The sequence below is a fragment of the Burkholderia sp. lig30 genome (assembly GCF_000687455.2).
In the GTDB taxonomy this organism is placed as follows: domain Bacteria; phylum Pseudomonadota; class Gammaproteobacteria; order Burkholderiales; family Burkholderiaceae; genus Burkholderia.
The window spans coordinates 58,359-82,377 of sequence record NZ_JGVW01000048.1 but is presented as its reverse complement, the minus strand read 5'-3'; the positions used below and the strand labels follow the sequence as shown (position 1 = coordinate 82,377).

General features: G+C 65.2%; 26 protein-coding genes. 10 read left to right on the top strand and 16 right to left on the bottom strand.

Annotated elements, in window-relative coordinates; translation table 11 throughout:
- Positions 1-173: 173 nt before the first annotated feature.
- From LIG30_RS03335 to LIG30_RS03320, 4 genes are all read left to right on the top strand, one after another.
- Positions 174-1,391: a DUF2863 family protein gene (locus LIG30_RS03335; RefSeq protein WP_038709636.1), complete on the top strand. Its 1,218-nt coding sequence runs from the start codon at positions 174-176 to the stop codon at positions 1,389-1,391.
- Between the two features lie 192 nt (positions 1,392-1,583).
- The gene (locus LIG30_RS03330) at positions 1,584-2,423 is read left to right on the top strand and encodes a response regulator transcription factor (protein ID WP_038709635.1); all 840 of its coding nucleotides are present in this window, start codon (positions 1,584-1,586) and stop codon (positions 2,421-2,423) included.
- A gap of 77 nt (positions 2,424-2,500) precedes the next feature.
- Positions 2,501-3,175, top strand: coding sequence for an energy-coupling factor ABC transporter permease (locus LIG30_RS03325; RefSeq protein ID WP_038709633.1), 675 nt, complete (start codon positions 2,501-2,503; stop codon positions 3,173-3,175).
- Between the two features lie 127 nt (positions 3,176-3,302).
- On the top strand, positions 3,303-3,959 hold the full coding sequence (locus LIG30_RS03320; RefSeq protein WP_083493874.1) for a BspC domain-containing protein: 657 nt from the start codon (positions 3,303-3,305) through the stop codon (positions 3,957-3,959).
- 87 nt (positions 3,960-4,046) lie between these two features.
- Here LIG30_RS03320 and LIG30_RS03315 read toward each other — a convergent pair whose 3' ends face one another.
- Positions 4,047-5,201 carry a M14 family metallopeptidase gene (locus LIG30_RS03315; RefSeq protein ID WP_038709630.1) on the bottom strand — a complete coding sequence of 385 codons (1,155 nt, stop codon included), beginning with the start codon at positions 5,199-5,201 and terminating at the stop codon, positions 4,047-4,049.
- Positions 5,202-5,222: 21 nt separating this feature from the next.
- On the bottom strand, positions 5,223-6,005 hold the full coding sequence (gene yaaA / locus LIG30_RS03310; protein ID WP_038709627.1) for a peroxide stress protein YaaA: 783 nt from the start codon (positions 6,003-6,005) through the stop codon (positions 5,223-5,225).
- A 57-nt stretch (positions 6,006-6,062) separates the two neighbouring features.
- Here yaaA and LIG30_RS03305 point away from each other — a divergent pair, with 57 nt between their 5' ends.
- The gene (locus LIG30_RS03305; RefSeq protein WP_038709626.1) at positions 6,063-6,563 is read left to right on the top strand and encodes a putative toxin-antitoxin system toxin component, PIN family; all 501 of its coding nucleotides are present in this window, start codon (positions 6,063-6,065) and stop codon (positions 6,561-6,563) included.
- Positions 6,564-6,597: 34 nt separating this feature from the next.
- The gene (locus LIG30_RS03300; RefSeq protein WP_038709625.1) at positions 6,598-7,770 is read left to right on the top strand and encodes a pyridoxal phosphate-dependent aminotransferase; all 1,173 of its coding nucleotides are present in this window, start codon (positions 6,598-6,600) and stop codon (positions 7,768-7,770) included.
- Between the two features lie 87 nt (positions 7,771-7,857).
- On the opposite strand, the gene LIG30_RS03295 is transcribed toward LIG30_RS03300, so the two are convergent.
- Entirely contained in the window at positions 7,858-8,511 is a 654-nt protein-coding gene (locus LIG30_RS03295; protein ID WP_038709623.1) for a glutathione S-transferase, read from the bottom strand.
- A gap of 202 nt (positions 8,512-8,713) precedes the next feature.
- Here LIG30_RS03295 and LIG30_RS03290 point away from each other — a divergent pair, with 202 nt between their 5' ends.
- From LIG30_RS03290 to LIG30_RS03275, 4 genes are all read left to right on the top strand, one after another.
- Complete coding sequence (locus LIG30_RS03290; protein ID WP_038709622.1) at positions 8,714-9,505, top strand: oxepin-CoA hydrolase, alternative type; 792 nt, start codon at positions 8,714-8,716, stop codon at positions 9,503-9,505.
- A gap of 7 nt (positions 9,506-9,512) precedes the next feature.
- Positions 9,513-10,229 carry a histidine phosphatase family protein gene (locus LIG30_RS03285; RefSeq protein ID WP_038709621.1) on the top strand — a complete coding sequence of 239 codons (717 nt, stop codon included), beginning with the start codon at positions 9,513-9,515 and terminating at the stop codon, positions 10,227-10,229.
- A gap of 32 nt (positions 10,230-10,261) precedes the next feature.
- Positions 10,262-11,479 carry an acyl-CoA dehydrogenase family protein gene (locus LIG30_RS03280; RefSeq protein WP_038709619.1) on the top strand — a complete coding sequence of 406 codons (1,218 nt, stop codon included), beginning with the start codon at positions 10,262-10,264 and terminating at the stop codon, positions 11,477-11,479.
- 105 nt (positions 11,480-11,584) lie between these two features.
- Entirely contained in the window at positions 11,585-12,277 is a 693-nt protein-coding gene (locus LIG30_RS03275) for a glutathione binding-like protein (RefSeq protein ID WP_038709616.1), read from the top strand.
- A 73-nt stretch (positions 12,278-12,350) separates the two neighbouring features.
- On the opposite strand, the gene LIG30_RS03270 is transcribed toward LIG30_RS03275, so the two are convergent.
- The 13 genes from LIG30_RS03270 to nuoI all read right to left on the bottom strand — a co-directional run bounded on the left by LIG30_RS03270 (position 12,351) and on the right by nuoI (position 24,019).
- Entirely contained in the window at positions 12,351-12,830 is a 480-nt protein-coding gene (locus LIG30_RS03270; protein ID WP_038709613.1) for a MaoC family dehydratase, read from the bottom strand.
- Positions 12,827-13,291, bottom strand: coding sequence for a MaoC family dehydratase (locus tag LIG30_RS03265; RefSeq protein WP_038709611.1), 465 nt, complete (start codon positions 13,289-13,291; stop codon positions 12,827-12,829). Before LIG30_RS03265 ends, LIG30_RS03270 begins: the two co-directional genes overlap by 4 nt.
- 41 nt (positions 13,292-13,332) lie before the next feature.
- Positions 13,333-14,466, bottom strand: coding sequence for an acyl-CoA dehydrogenase family protein (locus tag LIG30_RS03260; protein WP_038709639.1), 1,134 nt, complete (start codon positions 14,464-14,466; stop codon positions 13,333-13,335).
- An 88-nt stretch (positions 14,467-14,554) separates the two neighbouring features.
- The gene (locus tag LIG30_RS03255; RefSeq protein WP_038709610.1) at positions 14,555-15,751 is read right to left on the bottom strand and encodes an acyl-CoA dehydrogenase family protein; all 1,197 of its coding nucleotides are present in this window, start codon (positions 15,749-15,751) and stop codon (positions 14,555-14,557) included.
- Positions 15,752-15,858: 107 nt separating this feature from the next.
- A complete protein-coding gene (locus LIG30_RS03250) occupies positions 15,859-16,281 on the bottom strand; it encodes a DUF1178 family protein (protein ID WP_038709608.1) in 423 nt (140 codons plus the stop codon).
- A 124-nt stretch (positions 16,282-16,405) separates the two neighbouring features.
- Entirely contained in the window at positions 16,406-17,002 is a 597-nt protein-coding gene (locus LIG30_RS03245; protein WP_038709638.1) for an NUDIX domain-containing protein, read from the bottom strand.
- Between the two features lie 64 nt (positions 17,003-17,066).
- Positions 17,067-17,363, bottom strand: a complete 297-nt coding sequence (locus LIG30_RS03240; RefSeq protein WP_038709606.1) for a DUF2818 family protein — start codon at positions 17,361-17,363, stop codon at positions 17,067-17,069.
- Positions 17,363-18,820: an NADH-quinone oxidoreductase subunit NuoN gene (nuoN, locus tag LIG30_RS03235; protein ID WP_038709603.1), complete on the bottom strand. Its 1,458-nt coding sequence runs from the start codon at positions 18,818-18,820 to the stop codon at positions 17,363-17,365. Before nuoN ends, LIG30_RS03240 begins: the two co-directional genes overlap by 1 nt.
- A gap of 39 nt (positions 18,821-18,859) precedes the next feature.
- Positions 18,860-20,353: an NADH-quinone oxidoreductase subunit M gene (locus tag LIG30_RS03230; protein ID WP_038709600.1), complete on the bottom strand. Its 1,494-nt coding sequence runs from the start codon at positions 20,351-20,353 to the stop codon at positions 18,860-18,862.
- Between the two features lie 15 nt (positions 20,354-20,368).
- Positions 20,369-22,423, bottom strand: coding sequence for an NADH-quinone oxidoreductase subunit L (gene nuoL / locus LIG30_RS03225; protein ID WP_038709598.1), 2,055 nt, complete (start codon positions 22,421-22,423; stop codon positions 20,369-20,371).
- A 17-nt stretch (positions 22,424-22,440) separates the two neighbouring features.
- The gene (gene nuoK / locus LIG30_RS03220) at positions 22,441-22,746 is read right to left on the bottom strand and encodes an NADH-quinone oxidoreductase subunit NuoK (RefSeq protein ID WP_038709597.1); all 306 of its coding nucleotides are present in this window, start codon (positions 22,744-22,746) and stop codon (positions 22,441-22,443) included.
- A 17-nt stretch (positions 22,747-22,763) separates the two neighbouring features.
- Positions 22,764-23,417 (bottom strand): NADH-quinone oxidoreductase subunit J, encoded by a 654-nt coding sequence (locus tag LIG30_RS03215; RefSeq protein ID WP_038709594.1) that lies wholly within the window; start codon positions 23,415-23,417, stop codon positions 22,764-22,766.
- Between the two features lie 113 nt (positions 23,418-23,530).
- Positions 23,531-24,019 carry an NADH-quinone oxidoreductase subunit NuoI gene (nuoI, locus tag LIG30_RS03210; protein WP_038709592.1) on the bottom strand — a complete coding sequence of 163 codons (489 nt, stop codon included), beginning with the start codon at positions 24,017-24,019 and terminating at the stop codon, positions 23,531-23,533.

Below are 24,019 nucleotides of genomic sequence, written 5' to 3'. Positions count from 1 at the left end.
CGAAAGAGGCGTGATTCTAGAGACGTCCTTCCAAATACGCAAGCGGTTTGAAGCATTTTTTTACATACACCGCTTTTCGGCCATTACACGCGATGCGGTGACGCGAGAGCGCGTAACGAACGCAGAACCGACTAGAATGGTAGGTTCTTCGCCTCTCTTTATACGTATTTAATATGCGCCAGCGAATCGCCAAACGTCTCCCTCCCGATGCCGACAAGCTGGTCGGCCTGTCGCTTGCGCTCTTCGCTTCCGGCAGCCGTATCGAGGACCGCTTCTGGGAAGCGAAGCTCGATGCGCTGCTCGCCAAGATCGTCCGCAACGGCAATCAGACCACGCTCGATTCAGCACTCGACCATCTGCAGCAGAACCACCCGGACGCCTACGGCGCGCTCGCCGACATGGCGGAGACGCACAGCGAGTCGCTCACCGTCGAACACGACGGCCAGCCTTACGACGCGCTCCTGATCGCCGTGCCCGTGCTGGCGTGGACGCGCTACGTCATTCCGTCGGGTCCGCTGAAAGGCGACACAGTCGATGCGCTGCGCACGCAACTGCAGGCGCACGTTCTCGCAAACGGGACGCTCGTCGGACTCGCGCCGTTCCTTTACAGCATCGACCAATTGCCGCGGCATCATGTCGAGACCTACCGCCTCGCCCAGCAACTCGCGCATGCGGCGCTCGGCCAGCATCCGGCCAAGATCAACTTCGGGGACCTGCCCGAGACGTCGCCGATCCTCGCCGACCCGCGCTTCCTGCTTGCGGTCGTCGCCGCACCCGCGGGCGCAGCGCTGTTTCGCTGGCAGGAGGAGGAGCACGGCGCGCGAATCGAGCGCGGCCAGTGTCTCGAGCAATGGGCCGCGCAAGGCGGCGCCAACCTTTCCGTCGCGCTGCCCGGCTGCGAATTCGAATGCCTGCTGCCGGACGCGTACTATTCCGCATGCCGCGACGCGGACGAACGCATCCGCCCGCACACCGTACGTACCGCGATCCGTTATCTTTTCGACACAATTGGCGCAGCGCCGCAAGAATTGCGCGCCGTGATCGCCGGCTTCGGCGAGCGCCGCATCGACGAATACCGCATCGGCTTCACCCGCCGCGGCAACAACGACGTGATCTACGGGGTCGTCTGGCCGCTTTACGGGCGAGAAAACGGCGAGGCATCGATGGACAGCGCAACGCTCGAAGGCGACGTGCCGACGGACGGGCCGGTCGAGGAAATCGCAAGCCTGCTCAAGGACTGCGGTGTCACCGACATCCGCCGGCACCCCGGCCGTTTCGAGCCGGAATACTGCGATGACTGCGGCGTGCCGCTGTATGCGGACCCGCTCGGAGAAATCGTCCACGCCGAGATGCCAGAAGACGCGTCCCCCGCGCAGCCGCACTTCCACTGACGCACGTCCGGCCAGACCGACGATCGTCGAAAGCCGCTCCCGGCCACCGCCGGAGCGGCTTTTTTCTTGCCCGCCAGTCTTACGAAATTTCTTAACCCTTTTAGCCAGGCCGACATTTCGTAAGGATTTTGTCATGATCGAGCCTAAGGCATGACGCCCGCGGCTCATCGACACTTCCTCTGGAGGCAGACTATGCGGTTCTTGGTACTCAACTCAGACGCCGAGCGGCGTGACGGACTGAAAGCGCTGCTGCGGCAGATCGACCGCCACGCCGGCTACAACGACGCGCCCGACGGCTTGCACGCAAAACAGTTGTTGCGCCACCAGCGATTCGACCTCGTCGCAGTCGACTGGCACGACATCCGGCGCCTCGCCGACCTGCAGGCGCTCTGCAAGGCGTGCGCGCCGGCCCCAGTCGCCGTCCTCATCGACGATGCCACGCCGGAGGTCGTGCAAAGGCTCTTCGACTGCGGCGTGACCGGCGTGATCCCCCGTTCGACGCGGCCGCACCTGATCGTGCGGGCGCTCGAGATGGTCCTGCTGGGCGGTCATTACATCCCGCCGATCGCCCTCAACCTCGCCCCCGCCGCCGCCGCGAACCGCAACGAGGCCCACATCCAGGCGCTCGTCAGCAGAATTCCCCGCCGCTCGCCGTCCGGCATGCTGTCGCCGCGGCAAGCCCAAATCATGCGCTTCGTCCACATGGGCAGCACCAACAAGATGATCGCGCGCACGCTCGGCATCAGTGAAGGCACGGTGAAGATCCATCTGGCCAGCATCTTTCAGCTGCTCGGCGCGACCAACCGGGCGGCCGCGGTCGCGATCTACAACGGCTGGCTGCCGCCGCATCTCGAAGTCCTGCTGTCGAGCCGCGACGGCACGCGCAAGCCGGCGCTCGGCGAACACGGTCCCATTCCGTTGCGCGCCACACGCACCTATCTCAAATATGCAGCGGCGGCGGCTCGCAACGATACCGTGGAGCGCATACCGCAGGCGGCGGAGCCGCCGGTGCCGTTCCGGCGCAATCGGTAGCCGGACCGTCTCACTATTACCACGGTCGACATTTGTGCGGATTCCCACCTTTGATATTCAACGAGTAATATGGACACATGGGTTTCCTTTACACACCGCTTCCGCTCTGGGTTGGCATCGGTGGCTGGATCGCCACCGCGGCTTTGCTCGCGCTGGCGATCTGGAATCGCCCATTCGTCCGTCTTCAGGATGCGACGCTCCAGCACGTCTGGCTTGCGCTGGTCACGGCGATCACGGTGCTCTGGGCATCGAACGCATGGCTCGAAGACGGGCTCGTCATGCATCTGCTCGGGGCCACGCTGCTCGTCACGTTGTTCGACTGGACACTCGCGCTCGTCGCGATGGGCGCCGTGACCGCGATCGCCGCGATCATCTTCGATGCGCCCTGGCAAGGCATCGGCCTGACCTATCTGGTCTACGGCGCGCTGCCGGTCGCGGTGTCGGCGCTGCTGCAACGCGCCGCCATCGCCTGGCTACCGCACAACCTGGCGTCGTTCATCGCCGGCCAGGGCGTGGTGTCGCCCGCCCTTGCGATCGTCTCGGTCGCCGCTGCGGCGGCAGGCGTGCAGCTTGCCCTCGCGGGCGGCACGCCGATCGTGATTCCGCCAGGATATCTGCTGAATACCGCATTGCTCGCGCTCGGAGAAGCGTGGTTCACCGGCACGGCGACGGCGCTCATCGCAGTCTATCGCCCTGCATGGGTCACGACCTTCGATGTGCGGCGCTATCGCCTCGGCGGCCCGCGCGCGTGAGTCCGGCCGACGGCCGCGCCTGCCACCGGCGCGCCGCCCGCGCAAGCGAGCGAGCCGTCTACTGCCGCACAGAATTTTTACGCTAAGATTGAACTCCTGTTCTTCGTCGGGCATCTATACGTGCCCGATGCCTCATTTGCACCTCACACATATCCAGATGGACAGCTTACCCGCGTCGCGCCGGATCTTCAGAGCGTTCGGCAAGTTGACAGCCTGTATCGCGGGCCTGTCTCTTGCGTTCTCCGCGCCTGTTTTTGCCGATCTCCTCGACCAGCGCAGCGAACTCGTCAACAAGTTCGTCAACGAGATGCACGCCGATCCTCTCGTCGCGGACTGCGCCGCACACGGTAATTTCATTGCGAGCACATCGCCGGCGTTCTCGCGGGTCGAGTTCCCGCCGAGCGCGTTCGCGAGCGGCAATGCGGCGATCACGCCGTGGAACGAATCGTTCGATCAAGGCAAGCAGCGCGTCAAGGTCGACAACATCGTCACCGTCGAAGGGCTCGGCATCCGCAACGACGGCGGCGATCCGGACCATCTCAAGTTCCGCTGCGGCTACGTCGGCCAGCAAATGCTCGCGTTCAGCTGGAACGACCCGGTCCCGCCGCTCAAGCCGCGCGCCGAGCGTTCCGCGCCGACGACGAAACTGAAGGGCAAGGCGTCGGGCAAGACCAAGGGCAAGGCGAAGTCGTCGGGCCGCACCACCAAGAAGGCTGCGACCGCGAAGAAGTCCACCACCCAGAAAAAAGCCGTGAAGAAGAAATCGACGGCGAAGAAATCCTGATCGAACGGGGCGACACCGACAGAAAAAAAGCCGGAGCATCGTGAAGATGCTCCGGCTTTTTTCTTGCCCCGACGAAATGGCGAGGCGTTACGCGAACGCCTGAACGTGCCGCAGGATCGCGGCCAGCAGCGCGGCGCCAAGCGCCGCGCTGCGTTCGCCGTTCCAGCCGACACGCTCGTCGGGCAGGTTCGCGTTGTCCTTGAACGGCATTTCAAGCGTCAGCGACAGGCAACCGAATTGGTGTCCGATGTATTTCGACGCGAGCTTGAGCGCATCTTCCTGATACTTGCCCGCCTCATAGCCGTGCTCGTCCTGAAAATCGGGGCTCGCCTGCTTGAAAGCGTCGATGAACGCCGCCTGCTCGTTCGCCTGCTGCTCGCTGAAGCCCGGCAGCATCTCGGAACCGGCAACGAACACGTACGGCAAGTCCTCGTCGCCATGGATATCGAAGAACATGTCGCAGCCGATCGCATGGATCGCGTCGCGCACGACCCTCACCTCGGGACTGCGCTCGGCGTCCGGCTCCATCCATTCGCGGTTCAGGTTCGCGCCGGCTGCGTTGGTGCGCAGGTTGCCATGCGCACTGCCGTCGGGATTCATGTTCGGCACGATGTAGAACGTCGCATGGTCGTAGAGCTTGCGCGCGACCGCGTCGCCCGCCCAGTCGCCCCAGCCGGCCAGCCGCTTCACGAGCCCCTCGACGAACCACTCGGCCATCGTTTCGCCCGGATGCTGGCGGGCGATGATCCACACCTTCTTCTTCGGCGCGGCGCCTGCTTCCGGCGTGCCGAGCGTGAGCAGCGACATCGGCCGTCCCTCGACGGTGCGTCCGAGCTCGATGACACTCGCCTGCGGCATCTGCTGGACCGCGCCGAGAAACGCCGCGTGGCGCTCCTCCGAATACGGTTCGAAGTACGCGTAATAGACGCTGTCGAACTCGGGCGTGTGGTCGATCGTCATCGTCTTGCCGTCGTATTCGGTCGGCACGCGAAACCAGCTCACCCGGTCGTAGCTTGCGACCGCGCTGTAATCGCGCCAGCCCGACGGATACGCGCATTCGGCCGCGTTCTCGAAATGCATCACGCAGCGTTCGCCGCGCGCGCCCGTGAGCCGGTAATGGAACCACTGCGCGAATGCCGAATGGCTGTCGCCGCGCACCCGCAGACGGATCGCATCCGCGCGCTCGCACGACACGACATCGATCGCGCCCGCGTCGAAATTGCTGGTGATCGAAATGGTCATCGTCTTTCCTTTGTCGATTCGTCAGTCGCCGATGCGCCGGCGATATACGTAAGTCGCGTCGTTCGACGCCGCTTCGTCGAACGCGTAGCCTTCCATCACGAACGCCTTCAGCGCCTGCGGCTCCGCGATGCGATTTTCGACGATATAGCGGGCCATCAGCCCGCGCGCGCGTTTCGCGTGGAAGCTGATGATCTTGTAGCGCCCGCCCTTCCAGTCCTCGAACACCGGCGTGACGACGGGCGCGGCCAGCAGTTTCGGCTTGACCGACTTGAAATACTCCGACGACGCACAATTGATCAGCACGCGTGACGCCCCCGTGCGGCTCTCGAGCACCGCGTTCAGCGCGCGCGTGATCCTGTCGCCCCAGAATGCGTACAGATCCTTGCCGCGCGCATTCGCGAAGCGAGTGCCCATCTCGAGCCGGTAGGGCTGCAGCAGGTCGAGCGGCCGCAGCAGGCCGTACAGGCCCGACAGCACGCGGACATGCTGCTGAGCGTAATCGAGATCCACCGCCGACAGCGACTTCGCGTCGAACCCTTCGTAGACGTCGCCGTTGAACGCCAGCACCGCCTGCTTCGCGTTCGCCGGGGTGAACGTCGGCGACCAGTCCGCGTAACGCTGGAAGTTCAGACGGGCGAGCGGATCGGAAATGCTCATCAGCGTCGCGATGTCCTGCGGCGACAGCTTGCGCAGGCCGTCGATCAGCTCCGCGGCGTCTTCGACGAAGGCAGGCTCGGTATACGCCGGGACATGAGCGGGCGTATCGTAGTCGAGGGATTTCGCGGGAGAGAGAACGATTATCATAGAGGCTCGCTGGCACGCCGTGCCGTGCGGTCAGACGAAAACCACCGATTGTAACGAATGCCCAGTTCTCCCGCCCCGCGTGCCGAATGCCGCGTCGTGCTCGATTCGAATGTCTGGATCGACATCCTCGTCTTCGACGACCCTGCCACGCGCCCGATCCTGGCCGCGCTCGAGCGCGGCACGCTCGTCGCGCTGATCGACAGCCGCTGTCTGTACGAGCTCGAGCGTGTGCTCGACTATCCGCAGTTCCAGGCGCGTGCGATCGACAAGGCGGCTGCACTCGCGACGGTCTCGCGCCTCGCATGCCGGATCGACGCGCCGCCCTCCGTCGATGTCGATGCGCGGCCGCTGCCGAAGTGCAAGGACCGCGACGATCAGAAATTTCTCGAGCTGGCCCACGCCGCGCAGGCCGACTGGCTGGTGTCGAAGGATCGTGCGCTCCTGAAGCTCGATCGGCGCACCGCGCGCGACTTCGGTTTCCGGATCACCCAGCCTGCGCCGTTCACCGAAGCGTGTGCGATCGACGCGGCCCCGGCCGCCACAGCCGCGCCGGCCTGAGGCGCCTGGGGGCCTTTCCTTTCGACCGTCAACGATGAACGCACTGAACGACATGCCCACGACACCCGTTTTCCCCTCGCGCCTGCCGAACGTCGGCACGACGATCTTCACGGTCATGAGCGCGCTCGCCGCCGAGAAAGGCGCCGTCAATCTCGGCCAGGGATTTCCGGATTTCGATTGCGATCCGCGCATCGTCGACGCGGTGGCCGCCGCGATGCGCAACGGCCACAACCAGTATCCGCCGATGGCGGGCGTCGCGCCGCTGCGCGACGCGATCGCCGACAAGATCGCGCAGGTCTACGGCCGCCGCTACGACCCGGCGACCGAGATCACCGTGACGGCCGGCGCGACGCAGGCACTGCTCACGGCGATCCTGTGCGCGGTCCATCCGGGCGACGAGGTGATCGTCGTCGAGCCGACCTACGACAGCTACCTGCCGTCGATCGAGCTGGCGGGCGGCAAGCCCGTGTTCGTCACGCTCGACGCGCCGGACTACGCGATTCCGTTCGACCGGCTCGCGGCCGCGATCACGCCGAAGACGCGCCTGATCCTCATCAACACGCCGCACAATCCGACCGGCACTGTCTGGCGCGACGCGGACATGCGCAAGCTGGAAGACATCGTGCGCGACACCAACCTGCTGATCATCTCCGACGAGGTGTACGAGCACATGGTGTACGACGGCGCGCGCCACGAGAGCGTGGCGCGTTATCCCGAGCTGGCCGCGCGCAGCTTCATCGTGTCGAGCTTCGGCAAGACCTATCACGTGACCGGCTGGAAAGTCGGCTACGTCGCGGCGCCCGCCGCACTGACCGCGGAATTCCGCAAGGTCCATCAGTTCAACGTGTTCACGGTCAACACGCCGATGCAGATGGGGCTCGCCGACTACATGCGCGACCCGGCGCCGTATCTGACGCTCGCCGATTTCTACCAGAAAAAGCGCGACTTCTTCCGCGCGGGCCTCGAACGCACCCGCTTCAAGCTGCTGCCCTGCACGGGCACGTATTTCCAGTGCGTCGACTATTCGGCAATCAGCGACCTGCCCGAAGCGGAATTCGCGACGTGGCTCACCGCCGAAATCGGCGTCGCCGCGATTCCGGTCTCGGCGTTCTATCATGAGCCGCATGAATCGGGCGTCGTGCGCTTCTGTTTCGCCAAGCAGGAGCGGACGCTTGCGAGCGCGCTCGAACGGCTCGCCCGCCTGTAAGTCGCGCGCGACGGCCGGCGCGCACGCGGCACCGTTCCGCGTCGCACATTGCGCGCCGCCCGCCCCGCGCGATGCGGGGCGGCACGTTCAGGGCCGCTTCGTGACCGTGGCCAGATAGGCCTTGCGATCCTCGGCGATGCGCTGCGCCGCAGGACGCTCGCCGACCTTCTGAACGTAGGCCTTCCAGTCGAGACCCGCATCGAGCAGGAAGTCGCGTCCGTAGATCGTCTTCGTCGCGAGACCGATGAGCGGCAGATGAATCGAGGCGGCCATATCCGCGAAACCGAACGTATCGCCAAGCACATACGGCGAGAATGCGGCCATCTTCCTGAACGCGTCGATCGCGCGCGGCAGTTGCTTCTCGACGTGCCCCTTCGTGCCGTCGCTGACCGTGCCGCCGAAAAACGCCTCCAGATACAACTCGCGCGCGGGCCACTCGAGATACAGCTCCAGCATCGCGATCAGCTCGCGCACCTTCGCCGCCGCAAACGGATCGGACGGGTAGATGTGCTTGTCTGGATAGCGATCGGCGAGATACTCGACGATCACCTGCGACTCGCACAGCGCCCCTTGCTCCGTCTGCAGGAACGGCACCTTGCCGAGCGGCGAGTCCGCAAGCACGCCGGCATCGCGGATGGGCAACCCGACCAGCGACTCCTCGAACGGGATGTCGTGTTCGAGCAGGACGAATTTCACCTTGTTGTAGTAGTTTGACAACGGGATACCGCACAGCTTGAGCATCGGATGTCTCCTTCCAGGCAGGGGGACGAACGGTACGACGCCGTTCGGTCAGGGATTCGTCGCGCCTAAAAGCACGTTCGTGCTAGTCTAAAGCAGTTTAGCGTCCGTCACGACAACATTGCATGTGCGGCAGCATCATCGTCGTCCGCCCGCGCACGGCATGCGGCGCCGCGGCTGCCCGAACCGATGGAGACACACTCGCATGAGCGCCGAACTGCTGGCATCGCGCCCGCCCGAAAGCGAATCGACACTCGTCCTCACGCTGTCGAATCCCGGCACGCGCAACGCGCTGCATCCCGACATGTACGCGGCCGGCATCGAGGCGCTCGCGACCGCCGAGCGCGATCCCGCGATCCGCGCAGTCGTGCTGACCGGCGCCGACCGTTTCTTCTGCGCGGGCGGCAACCTCAATCGCCTGCTCGACAACCGCTCGAAGGCTCCGTCGGTCCAGGCCGACAGCATCGACCAGCTCGGCGCATGGATCGCCGCGATCCGCGCGTCGACGAAGCCCGTGATCGCTGCGGTCGAAGGCGCCGCGGCCGGCGCCGGCTTCTCGCTCGCGCTCGCCTGCGACCTGATCGTCGCCGCGAACGATGCGAAATTCGTGATGTCCTATGCACGCGTGGGCCTGACGCCCGACGGTGGCGGCTCGTGGTTCCTCGCGCGGGCGCTGCCGCGTGCGCTGGCCGCGGAGATCCTGTTCGAGGGCCGCCCGGTCGCGGCCGAGCGGCTGCACGCGCTGGGCGTCGTCAACCGCCTCGCCACGCCTGGCGCTGCACTCGGCGACGCGCTGGCGTGGGCGGACACGCTCGGCGCGCTTTCGCCCAATGCGCTGACGCGCATCAAGGCGCTGCTCGACGACGCGATCGCGCAACCGCTCGCCACGCACCTCGGCACCGAACGCGACCATTTCGTCGCGTCGTTGCACCATCCGGACGCGTTCGAGGGCATCACCGCGTTTCTCGAAAAGCGTCCGGCCACTTACAAACGATAACGCTCCCATGTCACGTTTCGAACTGCCCAAACGCCGCCGCATCTTCCTGATGCGGCACGGCGACGTCACCTATTTCGACGCTTCCGGGCGCGCGATCGACCCGGACAGCGTGCCGCTCAACGAACGCGGCCGCCAGCAGGCGAGCGCCGCCGGGCGCGTGTTCGCCGAGCAGGACATCCGCTTCGACCGCGTGATCGCGAGCGGCCTGCCGCGCACCGTCGAGACCGCGCAGCGCGTGCTCGCGGAAACCGGGCAGCGCATCGACATCGAATTGCAGCCTGCATGGCGGGAAATCCGCGGCGGCCATCTGTCCGACATCCCGCCCGAACAGCATCGCGACGCCTTCCTGCGCCTGCTCGACGGCATCGTGCCCGAATCGACCCGCTTTCTCGGCGGCGAAACGATCGGCGAGCTGATCGACCGGGTGCTGCCACCGCTCGATGCGCTGCGCGCAGACCGCGCATGGGACACGGCGCTTCTCGTCCTGCATGGCGGCGTCAACTGCGCGCTGCTGTCGCACGCGACCGTGCCCGGCCAACGTCTCTTCATCGGCCACCTGTCGCAGTCGACCGGCTGCATTAATGCACTCGACGTCGGTGACGCGCCGCATGACTGGGTGATCCGCATGCTCAATTATTCGCCGCCCGAAGCGTTGCACCGGGACACGCGCAACACGACGATGGAAGTGCTGTATCAGCAATATCTGCAATTCGCGAAGCACTGATTTCCCGACGTTGTCCGAAAGCGAGGCCGGCGATGCACTTCGATTACTCCCCGAAAGTCCAGACATTACGCGAACGACTGCACGCATTCTTCGATGCGCACATCTATCCGAACGAGCGGGCCTTCCACGCGGAAGTCGCCCGCAACCGCCGCGACGGCAACCCGTGGCGTCCCGTCGAGCTGATCGAGACGCTGAAGGCGCAGGCGCGCGCGGCCGGCCTGTGGAACCTGTTCCTCCCCGATTCGCCGCACGGCGCCGGTCTCACCAATCTCGAATACGCGCCGCTCTGCGAAATCATGGGCCGCGTGCCGTGGGCGCCCGAAGTGTTCAACTGCAACGCGCCGGACACCGGCAACATGGAGACGCTCGAACGCTATGGCACCGAGGCGCACAAGCGCGCGTGGCTCGACCCGTTGCTCGACGGGACGATGCGCTCTGCATTCCTGATGACGGAGCCGGACGTCGCCTCGTCGGATGCGACGAACATTCAGACCCGCATCGAGCGCGACGGCGACGCCTACGTGATCAACGGCCGCAAGTGGTGGGCGTCCGGCGCGGGCGATCCGCGCTGCACGCTCTACATCCTGATGGGCAAGACCGATCGGTCGGCCCCCCACCACGCGCAGCAGTCGATGATCCTCGTGCCGTCCGACACGCCCGGCATCACCGTCCACCGGCCGCTGAACGTGTTCGGCTACGACGACGCGCCGCACGGCCACATGGACATCACGCTGAAGGACGTGCGCGTGCCCGCGTCGAACCTCCTGCTCGGCGAGGGGCGCGGCTTCGAGATCGCGCAGGGGCGGCTCGGCCCGGGGCGCATTCATCACTGCATGCGCGTGATCGGGCTCGCCGAGCGCGCGCTCGAGCTGATGTGCCGGCGCGCCGCACAGCGGATCGCGTTCGGCAAGCCGATCGCATCGCAGACGATCACGCAGGAGCGCATCGGCGAGGCGCGCTGCATGATCGAGCAGGCCCGGCTGCTCACGCTGAAGACGGCCCACATGATGGATACGGTCGGCAACAAGGCTGCGCGTGGCGAGATCGCGATGATCAAGGCGGTCGCGCCGGGCATGGCGTGCCAGGTGATCGACTGGGCCATCCAGGCGCACGGCGGCGGCGGCGTCAGTGACGATTTTCCGCTCGCATACGCCTATGCGGCGGCGCGCACGCTGCGCTTCGCCGACGGCCCGGACGAAGTGCACCGCATCGCGATCGCCAAGCTCGAGCTGGCGCGCTACGCGCAGTAGCGGGCGCGGGGGCGTCTGCGGCCCGCGCCGATCCGTGCTCTAATTTCCGACTGCGGCGGACCGTTGGGGCGCCGCCTTACCGGACGCAAATAGGAGTGGCGAACGATGATCGACGTCTACAGCTGGGCGACCCCGAACGGCCATAAGGTGCACATCATGCTCGAGGAGACGGGGCTCGACTATCGCGTGCATCCGATCGACATCGGCGCGGGCGACCAGTTCGCGCCCGCGTTCCTGAAGATCAGCCCGAACAACAAGATTCCGGCGATCGTCGATCAGGACGGCCCGTGCGGCCAGCCGCTCGCGCTGTTCGAATCGGGCGCGATCCTCGTCTATCTCGCGGAAAAGAGCGGACGATTCCTGCCGACCGATCCGGTCGGGCGCTACACGACGCTGGAATGGCTGATGTTCCAGATGGGCGGCATCGGGCCAATGCTCGGACAGGCCCACCATTTCCGCCTGTATGCCCCGGAAAAGATCGACTACGCGATCAACCGCTACACGAACGAAGCGCAGCGCCTGTACAACGTGATGGACAAGCGGCTCGGCGAAACCGCCTATCTGGCCGGCGACGACTACACGATCGCGGACATCGCGGCGTTCCCGTGGACCCGCTCGTGGCAGAACCAGGGCATCGCGCTCGACGCGTTGCCGAACGTCAAGCGCTGGCACGAGGCGATCGCCGCGCGGCCGGCGGTGCAACGCGGCGTCGAGGTGCTGGCGTCGCTGCGCCAGCCGCTGCAGGACGACCGCGCGCGCGAAGTACTGTTCGGCGCGACGCAGTACGCGAAGCACTGATCCCGCGCCGCACCACGTCGCGCGCGGCGGGGGCGGCATGCCGGCCGTCTCCGCCGCGCGGCACCGGCCGGATTCAGAAGTAATGCAGCGTGATGAATTCCGCCGCGCACACGGGCAGCGGCTCACCCGGGCGCTCGACCTGCATCGACACGGTCCACGTCACCTGCACGCCGCCCCGCCCCGCGTCGGCCGTCTCTTTCACCTCGAACAGCGCGCGCACCCGCGCGCCCACCGGCACCGGCTTCAGGAAACGCACGCGGTTCAAGCCGTAGTTCACGCCCATCTTCTGCTCGAACCGCATCGCGTCGGCCATCAGCGCGGGAATCAGCGACAGCGTCAGGAATCCGTGCGCGATCGGGCCGCCGAACGGCGATTCGCGCCGCGCGCGCTCCGGATCGACGTGGATCCACTGGTGATCGCCCGTCGCGTCGGCGAACCGGTCGACCCGGCGCTGATCCACCTCGACCCACCCGCTCGCAAGCGCCGGCGCGCCCACGAGCGAACCGAGCGCCTGCGCGGACGCGATCAGCGGCAAGGTCGCGTCCGCGGTCATGCGTTGCCCCCGGAGGACGGATCGCGCAAGCCGAAGATCACTTTCGAGCGGACCGTAATCACCGTCTCGCCGCTTGCGTTGACGCCGACCCACTCCGTCGTCACGATGCCGCGATCCGGCTTGCTCGACGACACGCGCTTGTCGAGGATCTTCTGCAGCATCGTGATCGTGTCGCCGGCGCGCACCGGCTTGATCCAGCGGATCTCGTCGATGCCCGGCGAGCCCATGCCGGTCGAGCCCTGCAGCACGTTGCGCACCAGCATGCCCATGAACACCGAGCAGGTGTGCCAGCCGCTCGCGACAAGGCCACCGAACGGCGACACCTTGCCGGCCGCCTCGTCGAGATGGAACGGCTGCGGATCGTAGCGCTCGGCGAACGCCTTGATGTCGTCCGCCTCGAACGTATACCGGCCGACTTCGATGCTGCTGCCGACTTCCAGGTCTTCGTAACTGATCCCCACTATGTGTCTCCTTGGTTTGAAGGGTGACGCGTGCATCCCCGTCAGGCGGTCTCGACCTGCATGAAATCCGGCAGCGCCGCGATGCGCGCGAGATGATGATCGGTGTCGCCGAGCGTCGTCTCGATGATCGTCAGGCGCTTGAACAGATGCGCGGCAGCGACCTCGTTGGTCACCCCCATCCCGCCGTGCAGCTGCACCGCCTGCTGTCCGACGAAACGCGCCGCTTGCCCCACGCGCGCCTTCGCCGCCGACACCGCCTTGCGCCGGGCATCGGCGTCACCGCCCGCATAGCGTACCGCAGCCAGGCAGGTCAGTGAGCGTGCCTGCTCCGCATGGATCAACATGTCGACCATCCGGTGCTGCAGCGCCTGGAAGCGCGCGATCGGCACACCGAACTGCTCGCGCGTCTTCGTGTAGTCGACGGTCGCGCGGTTCAGCGCGTCGAGCGCGCCGATCGCCTCGGCGCAGAGCAGCACGGTCGCGTAATCGGCGACCTGCTCCAGCGCCGCCGCGTCGCGGACACCGCCGTCGAGCATGCGGGCGGGCGTGTCGCTCAGGCGAATCGTCGCCGCCCGCTGCCCGTCGATCGTGCGGTAATCGTCGACCGCCGCGCCCGGCGCGCCGGGTTCGACGACGAACAGGCCCACGGCGCCGCTCGCGAGCCGCGCCGGCACGATCCACGCAGTGGCCTGTGCGCCGTGCTGCACGACGGACTTCACGCCGCTCAGCCGGTACGTGCCGTCCGCTTCATGCGCATGCGTTTCGAGCGAGAAAAGATCGTAGCGCGCGTGCGGTTCGTGAAACGCGACCGCGAGACGCGCACGCCCCTGCGCGACGGCGTCGAGGAGCGCGGCGTCCTCGCCCGCGCCCGAGCCTGCGACACGCAGCGCCTCGACGCCCACCGCCGTCGCCCAGTACGGCTCGACGACGAGCGCGCGCCCCAGTTCCTGCATCGCGACCATCATGTCGACCGCGCTTCCGCCGAAGCCGCCTTGCGCGTCCGGCACCGGCAACGCGCTCAGGCCCAGTTCCGTGAACGCCTGCCATTGCGTGTCCGACACGCCGGCCGCGCTGCGCACGATCGCCTGCCGCGCCTCGAACCCGTATCGCTCGCCGAGGTAACGCCGCAATGCGTCGGCGAACTGCTGCTGCTCATCGGTAAAGGTGAAATCCATCGTCGTCTCCTGTTCCATGCAACGCGCTCTGATTCCGTGCAAAGCCGCCGGCTGGCGCGTCAGCGCCTGTCGGCCGCCCCTGCAGCACTCACAGTCCGAGAATCATCTGCGCGATGATGTTCTTTTGAATTTCGTTCGAGCCGCCGTAGATCGACGTCTTGCGGAAGTTGAAGTAGTACGCGGCCAGCGGCGCGGCATCGTCGTCGCCCGCGGCGCTGTGGTCGCGCTCGCCTTCGAGGAACGGCACGTCGAACGGCGCGGCGAGCGGGCCGATCGCCTCGACCATCAGCTCGGTGAGCGCCTGCTGTATCTCGGTGCCCTTGATCTTCAGCATCGACGCCTCCGGGCCCGGTCCCTTGCCGCTCGTCTCGCGGCTGACGACGCGCAGCACCGTCACCTCCAGCGCCATCAGCTCGACTTCGAGCGCGGCCACTTTCGCCGCGAAAACCGGATCGGCCAGCAACGGCTTGCCGTTCTTCCGCTGATTCAGCGCGACGCGCTTGAGGAACGCCAGCTCGCGCTTCGAATTGCCGACGCGCGCGATGCCGGTGCGCTCGTGACCGAGCAGATATTTCGCATAGGTCCAGCCGCGGTTTTCTTCCCCGACGAGATTCTCGACAGGCACCTTCACGTCCTCGAAGAACACCTCGTTGACTTCGTGGTCCTCGTCGAGCATGACGATCGGCCGCACGGTGATGCCCGGCGTCTTCATGTCGACCAGCAGGAACGAGATGCCCTCCTGCTTCTTCGCGCCGGGGTCGGTCCGCACCAGGCAGAACATCATGTCCGCGTGCTGGCCGAGCGTCGTCCAGGTCTTCTGGCCATTGACGATGTAATGGTCGCCGTGGCGCTCGGCGCGCGTGCGCAGCGACGCGAGATCCGAGCCGGAGCCCGGCTCCGAATAGCCCTGGCACCACCAGTCGGAACCATCGAGGATGCGCGGCAGGTAACGATGCTTCTGCACGTCGCTACCGTATTTCATCAGCACCGGCGCGACCATCGACACGCCGAACGGCAGCACGGTCGGCGCGCCGATCCGCGCGCACTCCTCGTCCCAGATGTGCCGCTGCGTCGCGTTCCACCCCGGGCCACCGTATTCGATCGGCCACGCGGGCGCCGACCAGCCGCGCGCGCCGAGTATCCGGTGCCAGCTCGCGTAGTCTTCGCGATTCAGTCGCTTGTGGTTGAGAACCTTGGCGCGCAACGCGCGAGGCAGGTTGGCCTCGAGCCATGCGCGGATGTCGGCGCGGAACGCGTCGTCGGCGGGGGAATAATCCAGATCCATGCGAAGTGTCTCCTGTCGCCCAGAGTTAGCGCTTTAGGGCTTACTCTGGTCCCATGCTGGGCTCGCCGCGGCCGACCGGCCCGGCGACGGAAACGCTGCGTATGTCGTTATTGCAGCGGTTCTTTCAGCGCGGCAGGAATCGGCAGCGGCATCACGTCGATACCTTCTTCGGCCAAGGCTTGCGCATCGTCCGGAGTCGTGACGCCCCGGATGCTGCGCGCCGGCGCTTCGTTGTAATGGATGCGCCGCGCTTCCTCGGCGAAGCGCTCGCCCACGTTCTCGGTCTTCTCCAGCACCTCGCGCAACGCGCGCATCACCTGCGCCTGCAGCGCGCGCGGGTCGGCCGGCTGCGCCTGCGTCGCGCCGGACAGGTTCAGGCGCGGCGCGGACGGCATGCGGCTGACCTCGGTCGCCCCGCACACCGGGCATTCGACCAGCTTGCGGGACAACTGCGCTTCGAATTCATCGGCGGAAGCGAACCAGCCTTCGAACCGATGACCGTGCGGGCACTGTAAATCGAGGACCTTCATGCTGAATCAGGGCGTGTGACGAGTGTAGCGCAAAAAGACTTTTTGTGAACGATCGTGCTAAAACAATCGGGATCGCGGCCGCAGGCCGTGTCATCAAATTGTAGCGCGGCATGCCCGCGCCCGCCTAAGCGCGCGGCGTCAACGCGTCGCCGAGCGGCCATGCACCCGACAGCACCTTTTCGAGCCACATCGTTCCGATGATCGTCTTCACGTCGGTGATCTGGCCGGTGCGCACCCATTCGAGCAGGTCGGGCAGCGTTGCGGTGAAGGTTTCGAGGAACTCGCCGTCGTCGAGCTTGCGCTCGCCGGCCGTCAGGCCGCGCGCGAGGTACAGGTCGATGAACTCGGTCGAATAGGAAATGACCGGATGAATGCGGGTCAGGAAGACATATTCGCGGGCCGTGTAGCCGGTTTCCTCGCGCAGTTCGCGCACGGCGCAGGCCAGCGCGCCCTCCTCCGGATCGAGCTTGCCCGCCGGGTATTCGGCCATCACCTTGCCGATCGGATAACGGTACTGGCTCTCCATCAGCACGCGGCCGTCGTCGAACAGCGGGATCACCATCACCGCGCCCGGATGCTGCACGTATTCGCGCGTCGCACGCTTGCCGTCGGGCAGGCGCACCGTGTCGCGCTTGAGCTTGAGGAATGCGCCGTCGAACATCGCCTCGCTTTCGAGGCAGGTTTCGGTCAATGCGGCGTCGTGGTTGGGCAATTCGGCCATCGGCGGCTCCAAGGTTGAGCGCGACGGCCGGGGTCCGCGATTGGCGTGAACAGGCCCTGAGCCGTCAGCGTCGTTTGACGAGATACTGGAACGTGAAGCCGGGGAACGCGAATACGACGAAGAGACTGAACGTAATTGCGTAGAACTGCCAGCCTTGTTCGAACCGGTTGCCGGCGCGCGCTTCGAGCCAGAAGCCGAGCGCGCCGACGACGAAATACAGCACGATCAGTTCGCCGATCCGCACCCACGCGCTCTTCTTCGCCGCGCCGAGCGGCACGACGGCGAAGAGGCGCTGGTTGAGAAACGGCAAGTTGGCGCCCGCGAGCGCCAACAGCACAATGAACCAGCCTGCTGCCGACATTAGAGCGGCAGCGTGTGACGCACTGCCTGCAGGCAGACCGTCAGCAGCGGGCTCGGGATCAGGCCGAGCACGAGGACGGCAACGCCGTTCAGCGCGAGGATCGTGCGCTTGCAGAAATCGCCGGCGATCGGGGTCGAATCCTGCGGTTCATCGAAGTACATCAGCTTGACGATGCGCAGGTAGTAGAAGGCGCCGAACAGCGACGTGATCACGGCCAGCACGGCAAGCCACGTCAGGCCGGCGTTGACCGTCGCCTCGAGCACGGCGAGCTTCGCGTAGAAGCCGACCGTCGGCGGGATGCCTGCGAGCGAGAACATCATCACCATCATCACGAACGCGAACACCGGGCTACGCTTGTTGAGGCCCTTGAAGTCGTCGATCGTGTCCGCTTCGAAATCGCGGCGCGCGAGCAGCATCACCACGCCGAACGAACCGAGCGTCGTCACCAGGTAGACGATCGTGTAGAACATCGCCGAGCTGTACGCATTCGCCGCATCGGCCGGATTGCCGTTGATGACGCCCGCCAGCAGGCCGAGCAGCACGAAGCCCATGTTCGAGATCGCCGAATACGCGAGCATCCGCTTGATGTTGCGCTGGACGATACCCGTGATGTTACCGACGATCAGCGACAGCGCCGCGAGGATCACCAGCATCTCCTGCCAGTCGCCCGCGAGCGGCCACAGGCCCATCACCAGGAAACGCAGGCCCCACGCGAACGCCGCGACCTTCGGGCCGCCGCCGACGAACAGCGTCATCGCGGTCGGTGCGCCCTGGTAGACGTCCGGCACCCACATGTGGAACGGCACCGCCCCCATCTTGAACGCCACGCCGGCCACGATGAAGATCGCGCCGAACAGCAGCACGCCGGTGTTGATGTGGCCCGATGCGACCGCCTTCAGCACTTCCGGCAGCTCGAGCGAGCCCGTCGCGCCGTAGAGCATCGAGATGCCGTACAGCACGAAGCCCGATGCGAGCGCGCCCAGCACGTAGTACTTCATCGCCGCTTCGCTCGACTGCGCCGCGTCGCGACGCAGCGCGATGATCGCGTACAGCGACAGCGACATCAGTTCCAGACCGAGATACAGCGTCAGGAAGTTGTTGCCGGACACCATGATCAGCTGGCCGAGCAGCGAGAACATGCCGAGCAGGAACACGTCGCCGCGGAACAGGTCGCGGTCTTCGAGGTACTTGCGCGAGTAGACGAGCGACACGGCGAAGCCGAACGACACGACCGCCTTCATCACGCTCGCGAACGAGTCGACGACCAACATCCGCGAGAAGAAGTAGTACTGCTGCGGATCGAGCGCTTGCGTCGCGAACCACACGCCAGCGGCCGTCGACGACAGCACCGCGATCAGATAGGTCAGGCGGCGGCCGGCCGCGCCGGTAAAGGTGTCGTTCAGCCACGCGACGATGATGGCGAACATCACCAGCGCATCAGGCAACAGGACATTCATAGGTGCGTTTTGCATGATCTTGATTTCCTCTGCTCGCGCTTACTGGGCCACCAGCGGCAGCTTCGACTGCGCGACGTGGGAGAGGAGGTTTTCCACGGAAACGTGCATCACGTCCGTGACGGGCTTCGGATACAGGCCCATCACCAGCGTGAACGCGGCCAGCACGCCGAGCATCAGGAACTCGCGGCGGCTGATGTCCGCGAGCTTCGCGACCTTGTCGCTGGCGACCGCGCCGAAGTACACGCGCTTGTACATCCAGAGCGTGTAGGCCGCGCCGAGGATCAGCGTGAATGCCGCGCCAAAACCGATCCAGAAGTTGAACTGGACGGCCGCGAGAATCACCATGAACTCGCCGACGAAACCCGACGTACCCGGCAGGCCGCAGTTGGCCATCGAGAACAGCATCGCGAACGCCGCGAACTTCGGCATCACGTTCACCACACCGCCGTAATCGGCGATCTGGCGCGAGTGCAGGCGGTCATACAGCACGCCGATGCACAGGAACATCGCGCCCGACACGAAACCGTGCGAGATCATCTGGACGATCGCACCTTCGACGCCCAGCTGGTTGAAGATGAAGAAGCCGAGCGTGACGAAGCCCATGTGCGCGATCGAGGAATACGCGACCAGCTTCTTCATGTCGGCCTGCACCATCGCGACGAGGCCGATGTAGATCACCGCGATCAGCGACAGCGTGATCACCACGGGCGCCAGGAAGTGGCTCGCATCCGGCGTGATCGGCAGCGAGAAGCGCAGGAAACCGTACGCGCCGAGCTTCAGCATGATCGCCGCCAGCACGACCGAGCCGCCCGTCGGCGCTTCCACGTGCGCGTCCGGCAGCCAGGTGTGGACCGGCCACATCGGCACCTTCACCGCGAACGCGAGGAAGAACGCTATGAACAACATGATCTGCGGCGTCATCGCGATCTTCGCGTTCTGCCACGTCGCGAGGTCGAACGAGTGCGTTTGCGTGTACAGGTAGATCAGCGCGACCAGCATCAGCAGCGAGCCGGCCAGCGTGTACAGGAAGAACTTGAACGCCGCGTACACGCGGTTCGGGCCGCCCCACACGCCGATGATGATGTACATCGGGATCAGCGTGGCTTCGAAGAACACGTAGAACAGCAGGCCGTCAGCCGCCGAGAACACGCCGACCATGATCCCCGACAGGATCTGGAAGGCGGCCAGGTACTGGCCCACGTTCTCGGTGATGACCTCCCATCCCGCGATCACGACGATCACGGTGATGAGCGCGGTCAGCACGACGAACCACATCGAGATGCCGTCGACGCCGAGGTGATACGAGATGTTGAAGCGCTCGATCCAGGTCGACTGCTCGACGAACTGCAGAGCGGCCGAGCTTGCATCGAAGCCGGTGATGAGCGGAATCGTGACGGCAAGACCCGCCAGCGACCCGATCAGCGCGACCCAGCGCGCCGGCGCCGGGTTTTTGTCGGAACCCACCACGAGCGTGAGGAGGCCGAAGACGATCGGCAGCCAGATCGCGGTACTGAGAATCGGAAAAGAGTGCATTAGTCGTCCCCCGCCTTATTTGCCGCTGAGCGTTACAAACAGGGTCAGGAGCCCCAGCATGCCGATGATCATGGCGAACGCGTAGTGATAGATGTAACCGGATTGGAGGAAGCGGATCACGCCGGCGAACCAGGCGACGAACCGGGCGCTGCCGTTGACGATGCCGTCGATCACCACGACGTCGCCCTCCTTCCACAGACCGCGGCCGATCGCGACCGAGCCCTTGGCAAACACCACCTCGTTGATCTTGTCCATGTAGTACTTGTTGTCGAGCAGCGTGTAGATCGGGCCGAACGCGCGACGGATCGCAGCGGGCAGTGCCGGACGCTTCAGGTACAGGAACCATGCGGCGACGACGCCGGCGAGCGCGAACCAGAGCGGCAGCGTCGACACCGAGTGCAGGCCCATCGCGGCCCAGCCGTGGAACTCCTCGGCCATTTCAGCCAGCGCCGGGTGATTCGCGCCGATGAAGATCACCTTGTCGAACACCACGCCGTGCTGGAAGAAGTCGCCGTACAGCATCGGGCTGATGGCGATCCCACCGATGATGATCGACGGAATCGCGAGCAGCACCAGCGGCACCCACACGACCCACGGCGTCTCATGCGGCTCGTGCGCGTGGCCGTGATCGTCGTGACCATGACCATGGTGGCCGTGACCGTGCGCCGCTTCGATGCCCATCGGCGATTCCGGATGCTTCGGCTTGCGGAAACGCTCTTCGCCGTGGAACACCAGGAAGTACATGCGGAACGAGTACAGCGCCGTGACGAACACGCTCGCGACGACCGCGAAGTACGCGAAGCCCGAACCCGGCAGGTGCGACAGCTTCACCGCGTCGATGATCGAGTCCTTCGAGTAGAAGCCCGAGAAGAACGGCGTGCCGATCAGCGCGAGCGAGCCGACCAGCGACGTGATCCACGTGATCGGCATGTACTTGCGCAGACCGCCCATGTTGCGCATGTCCTGATCGTGGTGCATGCCCATGATGACCGAGCCTGCGCCGAGGAACAGCAGCGCCTTGAAGAACGCGTGCGTCATCAGGTGGAACACGGCGACCGGGTAGGCGGACACGCCGAGCGCGACCGTCATGTAGCCGAGCTGCGACAGCGTCGAGTAGGCGACGACACGCTTGATGTCGTTCTGGACGATCCCGAGGAAGCCCATGAAGAGCGCCGTGATCGCGCCGATCACCGTGATGAACGACAGTGCGGTATCCGACAGTTCGAACAGCGGCGACATGCGCGTGACCATGAAGATGCCGGCCGTCACCATCGTCGCCGCGTGAATCAGCGCCGAGATCGGGGTCGGGCCTTCCATCGAGTCCGGCAGCCACACGTGCAGCGGGAACTGTGCCGACTTGCCCATCGCGCCGATGAACAGGCAGATACAGGCAACCGTCAGCAGGCCCCAGTCGGTGCCCGGGAAGTGCAGGCTCGCCAGTTCGGCGCGCTTTGCGAACACTTCGCCGTAGTTCATCGAGCCGGCGTACGCGAGCAGCAGGCCGATGCCGAGCAGGAAGCCGAAGTCGCCGACGCGGTTCACGAGGAACGCCTTCATGTTCGCGTAGATCGCGCTCTCACGGGTGAAGTAGAAGCCGATCAGCAGGTACGACACCAGGCCCACCGCTTCCCAGCCGAAGAACAGCTGCAGGAAGTTGTTGCTCATCACGAGCATCAGCATCGAGAACGTGAACAGCGAGATGTACGAGAAGAAGCGCTGGTAGCCGTCTTCTTCCGACATGTAGCCGATCGTGTAGATGTGCACCATCAGCGAGACGAAGGTGACGACCACCATCATCATCGCGGTCAGCGAATCGACGAGGAAGCCGACTTCGAGTTTCAGCGAACCGACGCGCATCCATTCGTAGACGGTGGCGTGGAAGCTCGCGCCTCCCATCACGTCGAAAAAGACTTTCGCGGAAAGCAGGAATGCGATCGCGACGCCGAGGATCGTGATCCGGTGTGCGCCCTTGCGCCCCACTGCGTTCCCGAACAGCCCCGCAATCAGCGAGCCGGCCAGCGGAGCGAGCGGAATCGCCAGCAGCAGGTTTTCATTGAGTGTCGTTGACATAACAGCGTTGCCTGAAATTAACCTTTGAGCTGATCGAGATCCTCGACATTGATCGTGTCGAGCTTACGGAACAGGGTCACCAGAATCGCGAGGCCGATCGCGGCTTCCGCGGCGGCGACCGTCAGCACGAAGAAGACGAAGATCTGGCCGTGCACGTCGCCGAGGTAATGCGAGAACGCGACAAAGTTGGTGTTCACCGCGAGCAGCATCAGTTCGATCGCCATCAGGATGATGATGATGTTGCGACGGTTCAGGAAAATCCCGACGATGCTGATCGCGAACAGAATCGCGCTGAGCACGAGGTAGTGAGCAAGAGTCAACATGGTTTTCTTTCCTCCGCTTAGCCGTTCGTGCCCGAACCGGCTTCGCTCTGGGCGGTTTCCGGCAACGGCTTCTCGGCTTGCATCTTCACGAGGCGCACGCGATCTTCGCGGCGCACCTTGACCTGGTCGGACACGCGCTGGCGCTTGCTGTCCTTGCCCTTGCGCTCGGTCAGCGCGACCGCTGCGATGATCGCGACCAGCAGCACGAGGCCGGCGATTTCGAACGCGAAGATGTAGTCGGTGTAGATGATCTTGCCGATCAGGCGGGTGTTCGACATGCCGGCCAGCGCGCCCGTCGCCATGTCACGCACCGGCGTCGACGTCGCGCCGTAGCCGTGCCACAGAATCAGTGCCGTCTCGACCACGATGATCGCGCCGACGACGGTGGCCATCGGCACGAATCGCTTGAAGTCGCGCCGCAGGAAGTCGATGTTGATGTCGAGCATCATCACGACGAACAGGAACAGCACCATCACGGCGCCCACGTAGACCAGCACCAGCAGGATCGCGAGGAATTCCGCTTCCAGCAGCATCCAGATCGCGGCGGCGTTGAAGAACGCCAGCACAAGGAAAAGCGCAGACGCCACCGGGTTGCGCGAAGTGATCACCTTCACCCCTGATACCACCAGGAGCAGCGCGAAGATGTAGAACAGTACGGTCGTGAATTCCATGATTACCGGTTCATCGTTAGGCCATAGTCAGGCACGGGTTGCGGCGCGCAGTGCTTGCCGCAACCGCCGCGGCGGCTCGGCCGGCTCGCATCGAGCCGGCACTGCAAACACAATCAACGATACGGCGCGTCGGCAGCCTTCGCCGCTGCGATGTCCTTCTCGTAACGATCGCCCACTGCGAGCAGCATTTCCTTCGTGAAATACAGATCGCCGCGCTTCTCGCCGTGATACTCGAGGATCTGCGTCTCGACGATCGAATCGACCGGGCAGCTCTCTTCGCAGAAACCGCAGAAGATGCACTTCGTCAGGTCGATGTCGTAGCGCGTCGTGCGGCGCGTGTTGTCCGCGCGCGTGTCCGACTCGATCGTGATGGCCATCGCGGGGCAAACGGCTTCACACAGCTTGCACGCGATGCAGCGCTCTTCGCCGTTCTCGTAGCGGCGCAGTGCGTGCAGCCCGCGAAAGCGCGGCGACAGCGGCGTCTTCTCTTCCGGGAACTGCACCGTGAACTTGCGCTTGAACGTGTAACGCCCCGTCAGCGCAAGCCCCTTCAGCAGTTCGATCAGGAAGAAGGTCTTAAAGAATTGTTGAATTGCCGTCAT

Coding starts and splice junctions, on each gene's coding strand:
- LIG30_RS03335 (WP_038709636.1), top strand. CDS start 174: ATGCGCCAGCGAATCGCCAAACGTCTCCCTCCCGATGCCGACAAGCTG.
- LIG30_RS03330 (WP_038709635.1), top strand. CDS start 1,584: ATGCGGTTCTTGGTACTCAACTCAGACGCCGAGCGGCGTGACGGACTG.
- LIG30_RS03325 (WP_038709633.1), top strand. CDS start 2,501: ATGGGTTTCCTTTACACACCGCTTCCGCTCTGGGTTGGCATCGGTGGC.
- LIG30_RS03320 (WP_083493874.1), top strand. CDS start 3,303: ATGCCTCATTTGCACCTCACACATATCCAGATGGACAGCTTACCCGCG.
- LIG30_RS03315 (WP_038709630.1), bottom strand. CDS start 5,201: ATGACCATTTCGATCACCAGCAATTTCGACGCGGGCGCGATCGATGTC.
- yaaA (WP_038709627.1), bottom strand. CDS start 6,005: ATGATAATCGTTCTCTCTCCCGCGAAATCCCTCGACTACGATACGCCC.
- LIG30_RS03305 (WP_038709626.1), top strand. CDS start 6,063: ATGCCCAGTTCTCCCGCCCCGCGTGCCGAATGCCGCGTCGTGCTCGAT.
- LIG30_RS03300 (WP_038709625.1), top strand. CDS start 6,598: ATGAACGCACTGAACGACATGCCCACGACACCCGTTTTCCCCTCGCGC.
- LIG30_RS03295 (WP_038709623.1), bottom strand. CDS start 8,511: ATGCTCAAGCTGTGCGGTATCCCGTTGTCAAACTACTACAACAAGGTG.
- LIG30_RS03290 (WP_038709622.1), top strand. CDS start 8,714: ATGAGCGCCGAACTGCTGGCATCGCGCCCGCCCGAAAGCGAATCGACA.
- LIG30_RS03285 (WP_038709621.1), top strand. CDS start 9,513: ATGTCACGTTTCGAACTGCCCAAACGCCGCCGCATCTTCCTGATGCGG.
- LIG30_RS03280 (WP_038709619.1), top strand. CDS start 10,262: ATGCACTTCGATTACTCCCCGAAAGTCCAGACATTACGCGAACGACTG.
- LIG30_RS03275 (WP_038709616.1), top strand. CDS start 11,585: ATGATCGACGTCTACAGCTGGGCGACCCCGAACGGCCATAAGGTGCAC.
- LIG30_RS03270 (WP_038709613.1), bottom strand. CDS start 12,830: ATGACCGCGGACGCGACCTTGCCGCTGATCGCGTCCGCGCAGGCGCTC.
- LIG30_RS03260 (WP_038709639.1), bottom strand. CDS start 14,466: ATGGATTTCACCTTTACCGATGAGCAGCAGCAGTTCGCCGACGCATTG.
- LIG30_RS03255 (WP_038709610.1), bottom strand. CDS start 15,751: ATGGATCTGGATTATTCCCCCGCCGACGACGCGTTCCGCGCCGACATC.
- LIG30_RS03250 (WP_038709608.1), bottom strand. CDS start 16,281: ATGAAGGTCCTCGATTTACAGTGCCCGCACGGTCATCGGTTCGAAGGC.
- LIG30_RS03245 (WP_038709638.1), bottom strand. CDS start 17,002: ATGGCCGAATTGCCCAACCACGACGCCGCATTGACCGAAACCTGCCTC.
- LIG30_RS03240 (WP_038709606.1), bottom strand. CDS start 17,363: ATGTCGGCAGCAGGCTGGTTCATTGTGCTGTTGGCGCTCGCGGGCGCC.
- nuoN (WP_038709603.1), bottom strand. CDS start 18,820: ATGAATGTCCTGTTGCCTGATGCGCTGGTGATGTTCGCCATCATCGTC.
- LIG30_RS03230 (WP_038709600.1), bottom strand. CDS start 20,353: ATGCACTCTTTTCCGATTCTCAGTACCGCGATCTGGCTGCCGATCGTC.
- nuoL (WP_038709598.1), bottom strand. CDS start 22,423: ATGTCAACGACACTCAATGAAAACCTGCTGCTGGCGATTCCGCTCGCT.
- nuoK (WP_038709597.1), bottom strand. CDS start 22,746: ATGTTGACTCTTGCTCACTACCTCGTGCTCAGCGCGATTCTGTTCGCG.
- LIG30_RS03215 (WP_038709594.1), bottom strand. CDS start 23,417: ATGGAATTCACGACCGTACTGTTCTACATCTTCGCGCTGCTCCTGGTG.
- nuoI (WP_038709592.1), bottom strand. CDS start 24,019: ATGACGGCAATTCAACAATTCTTTAAGACCTTCTTCCTGATCGAACTG.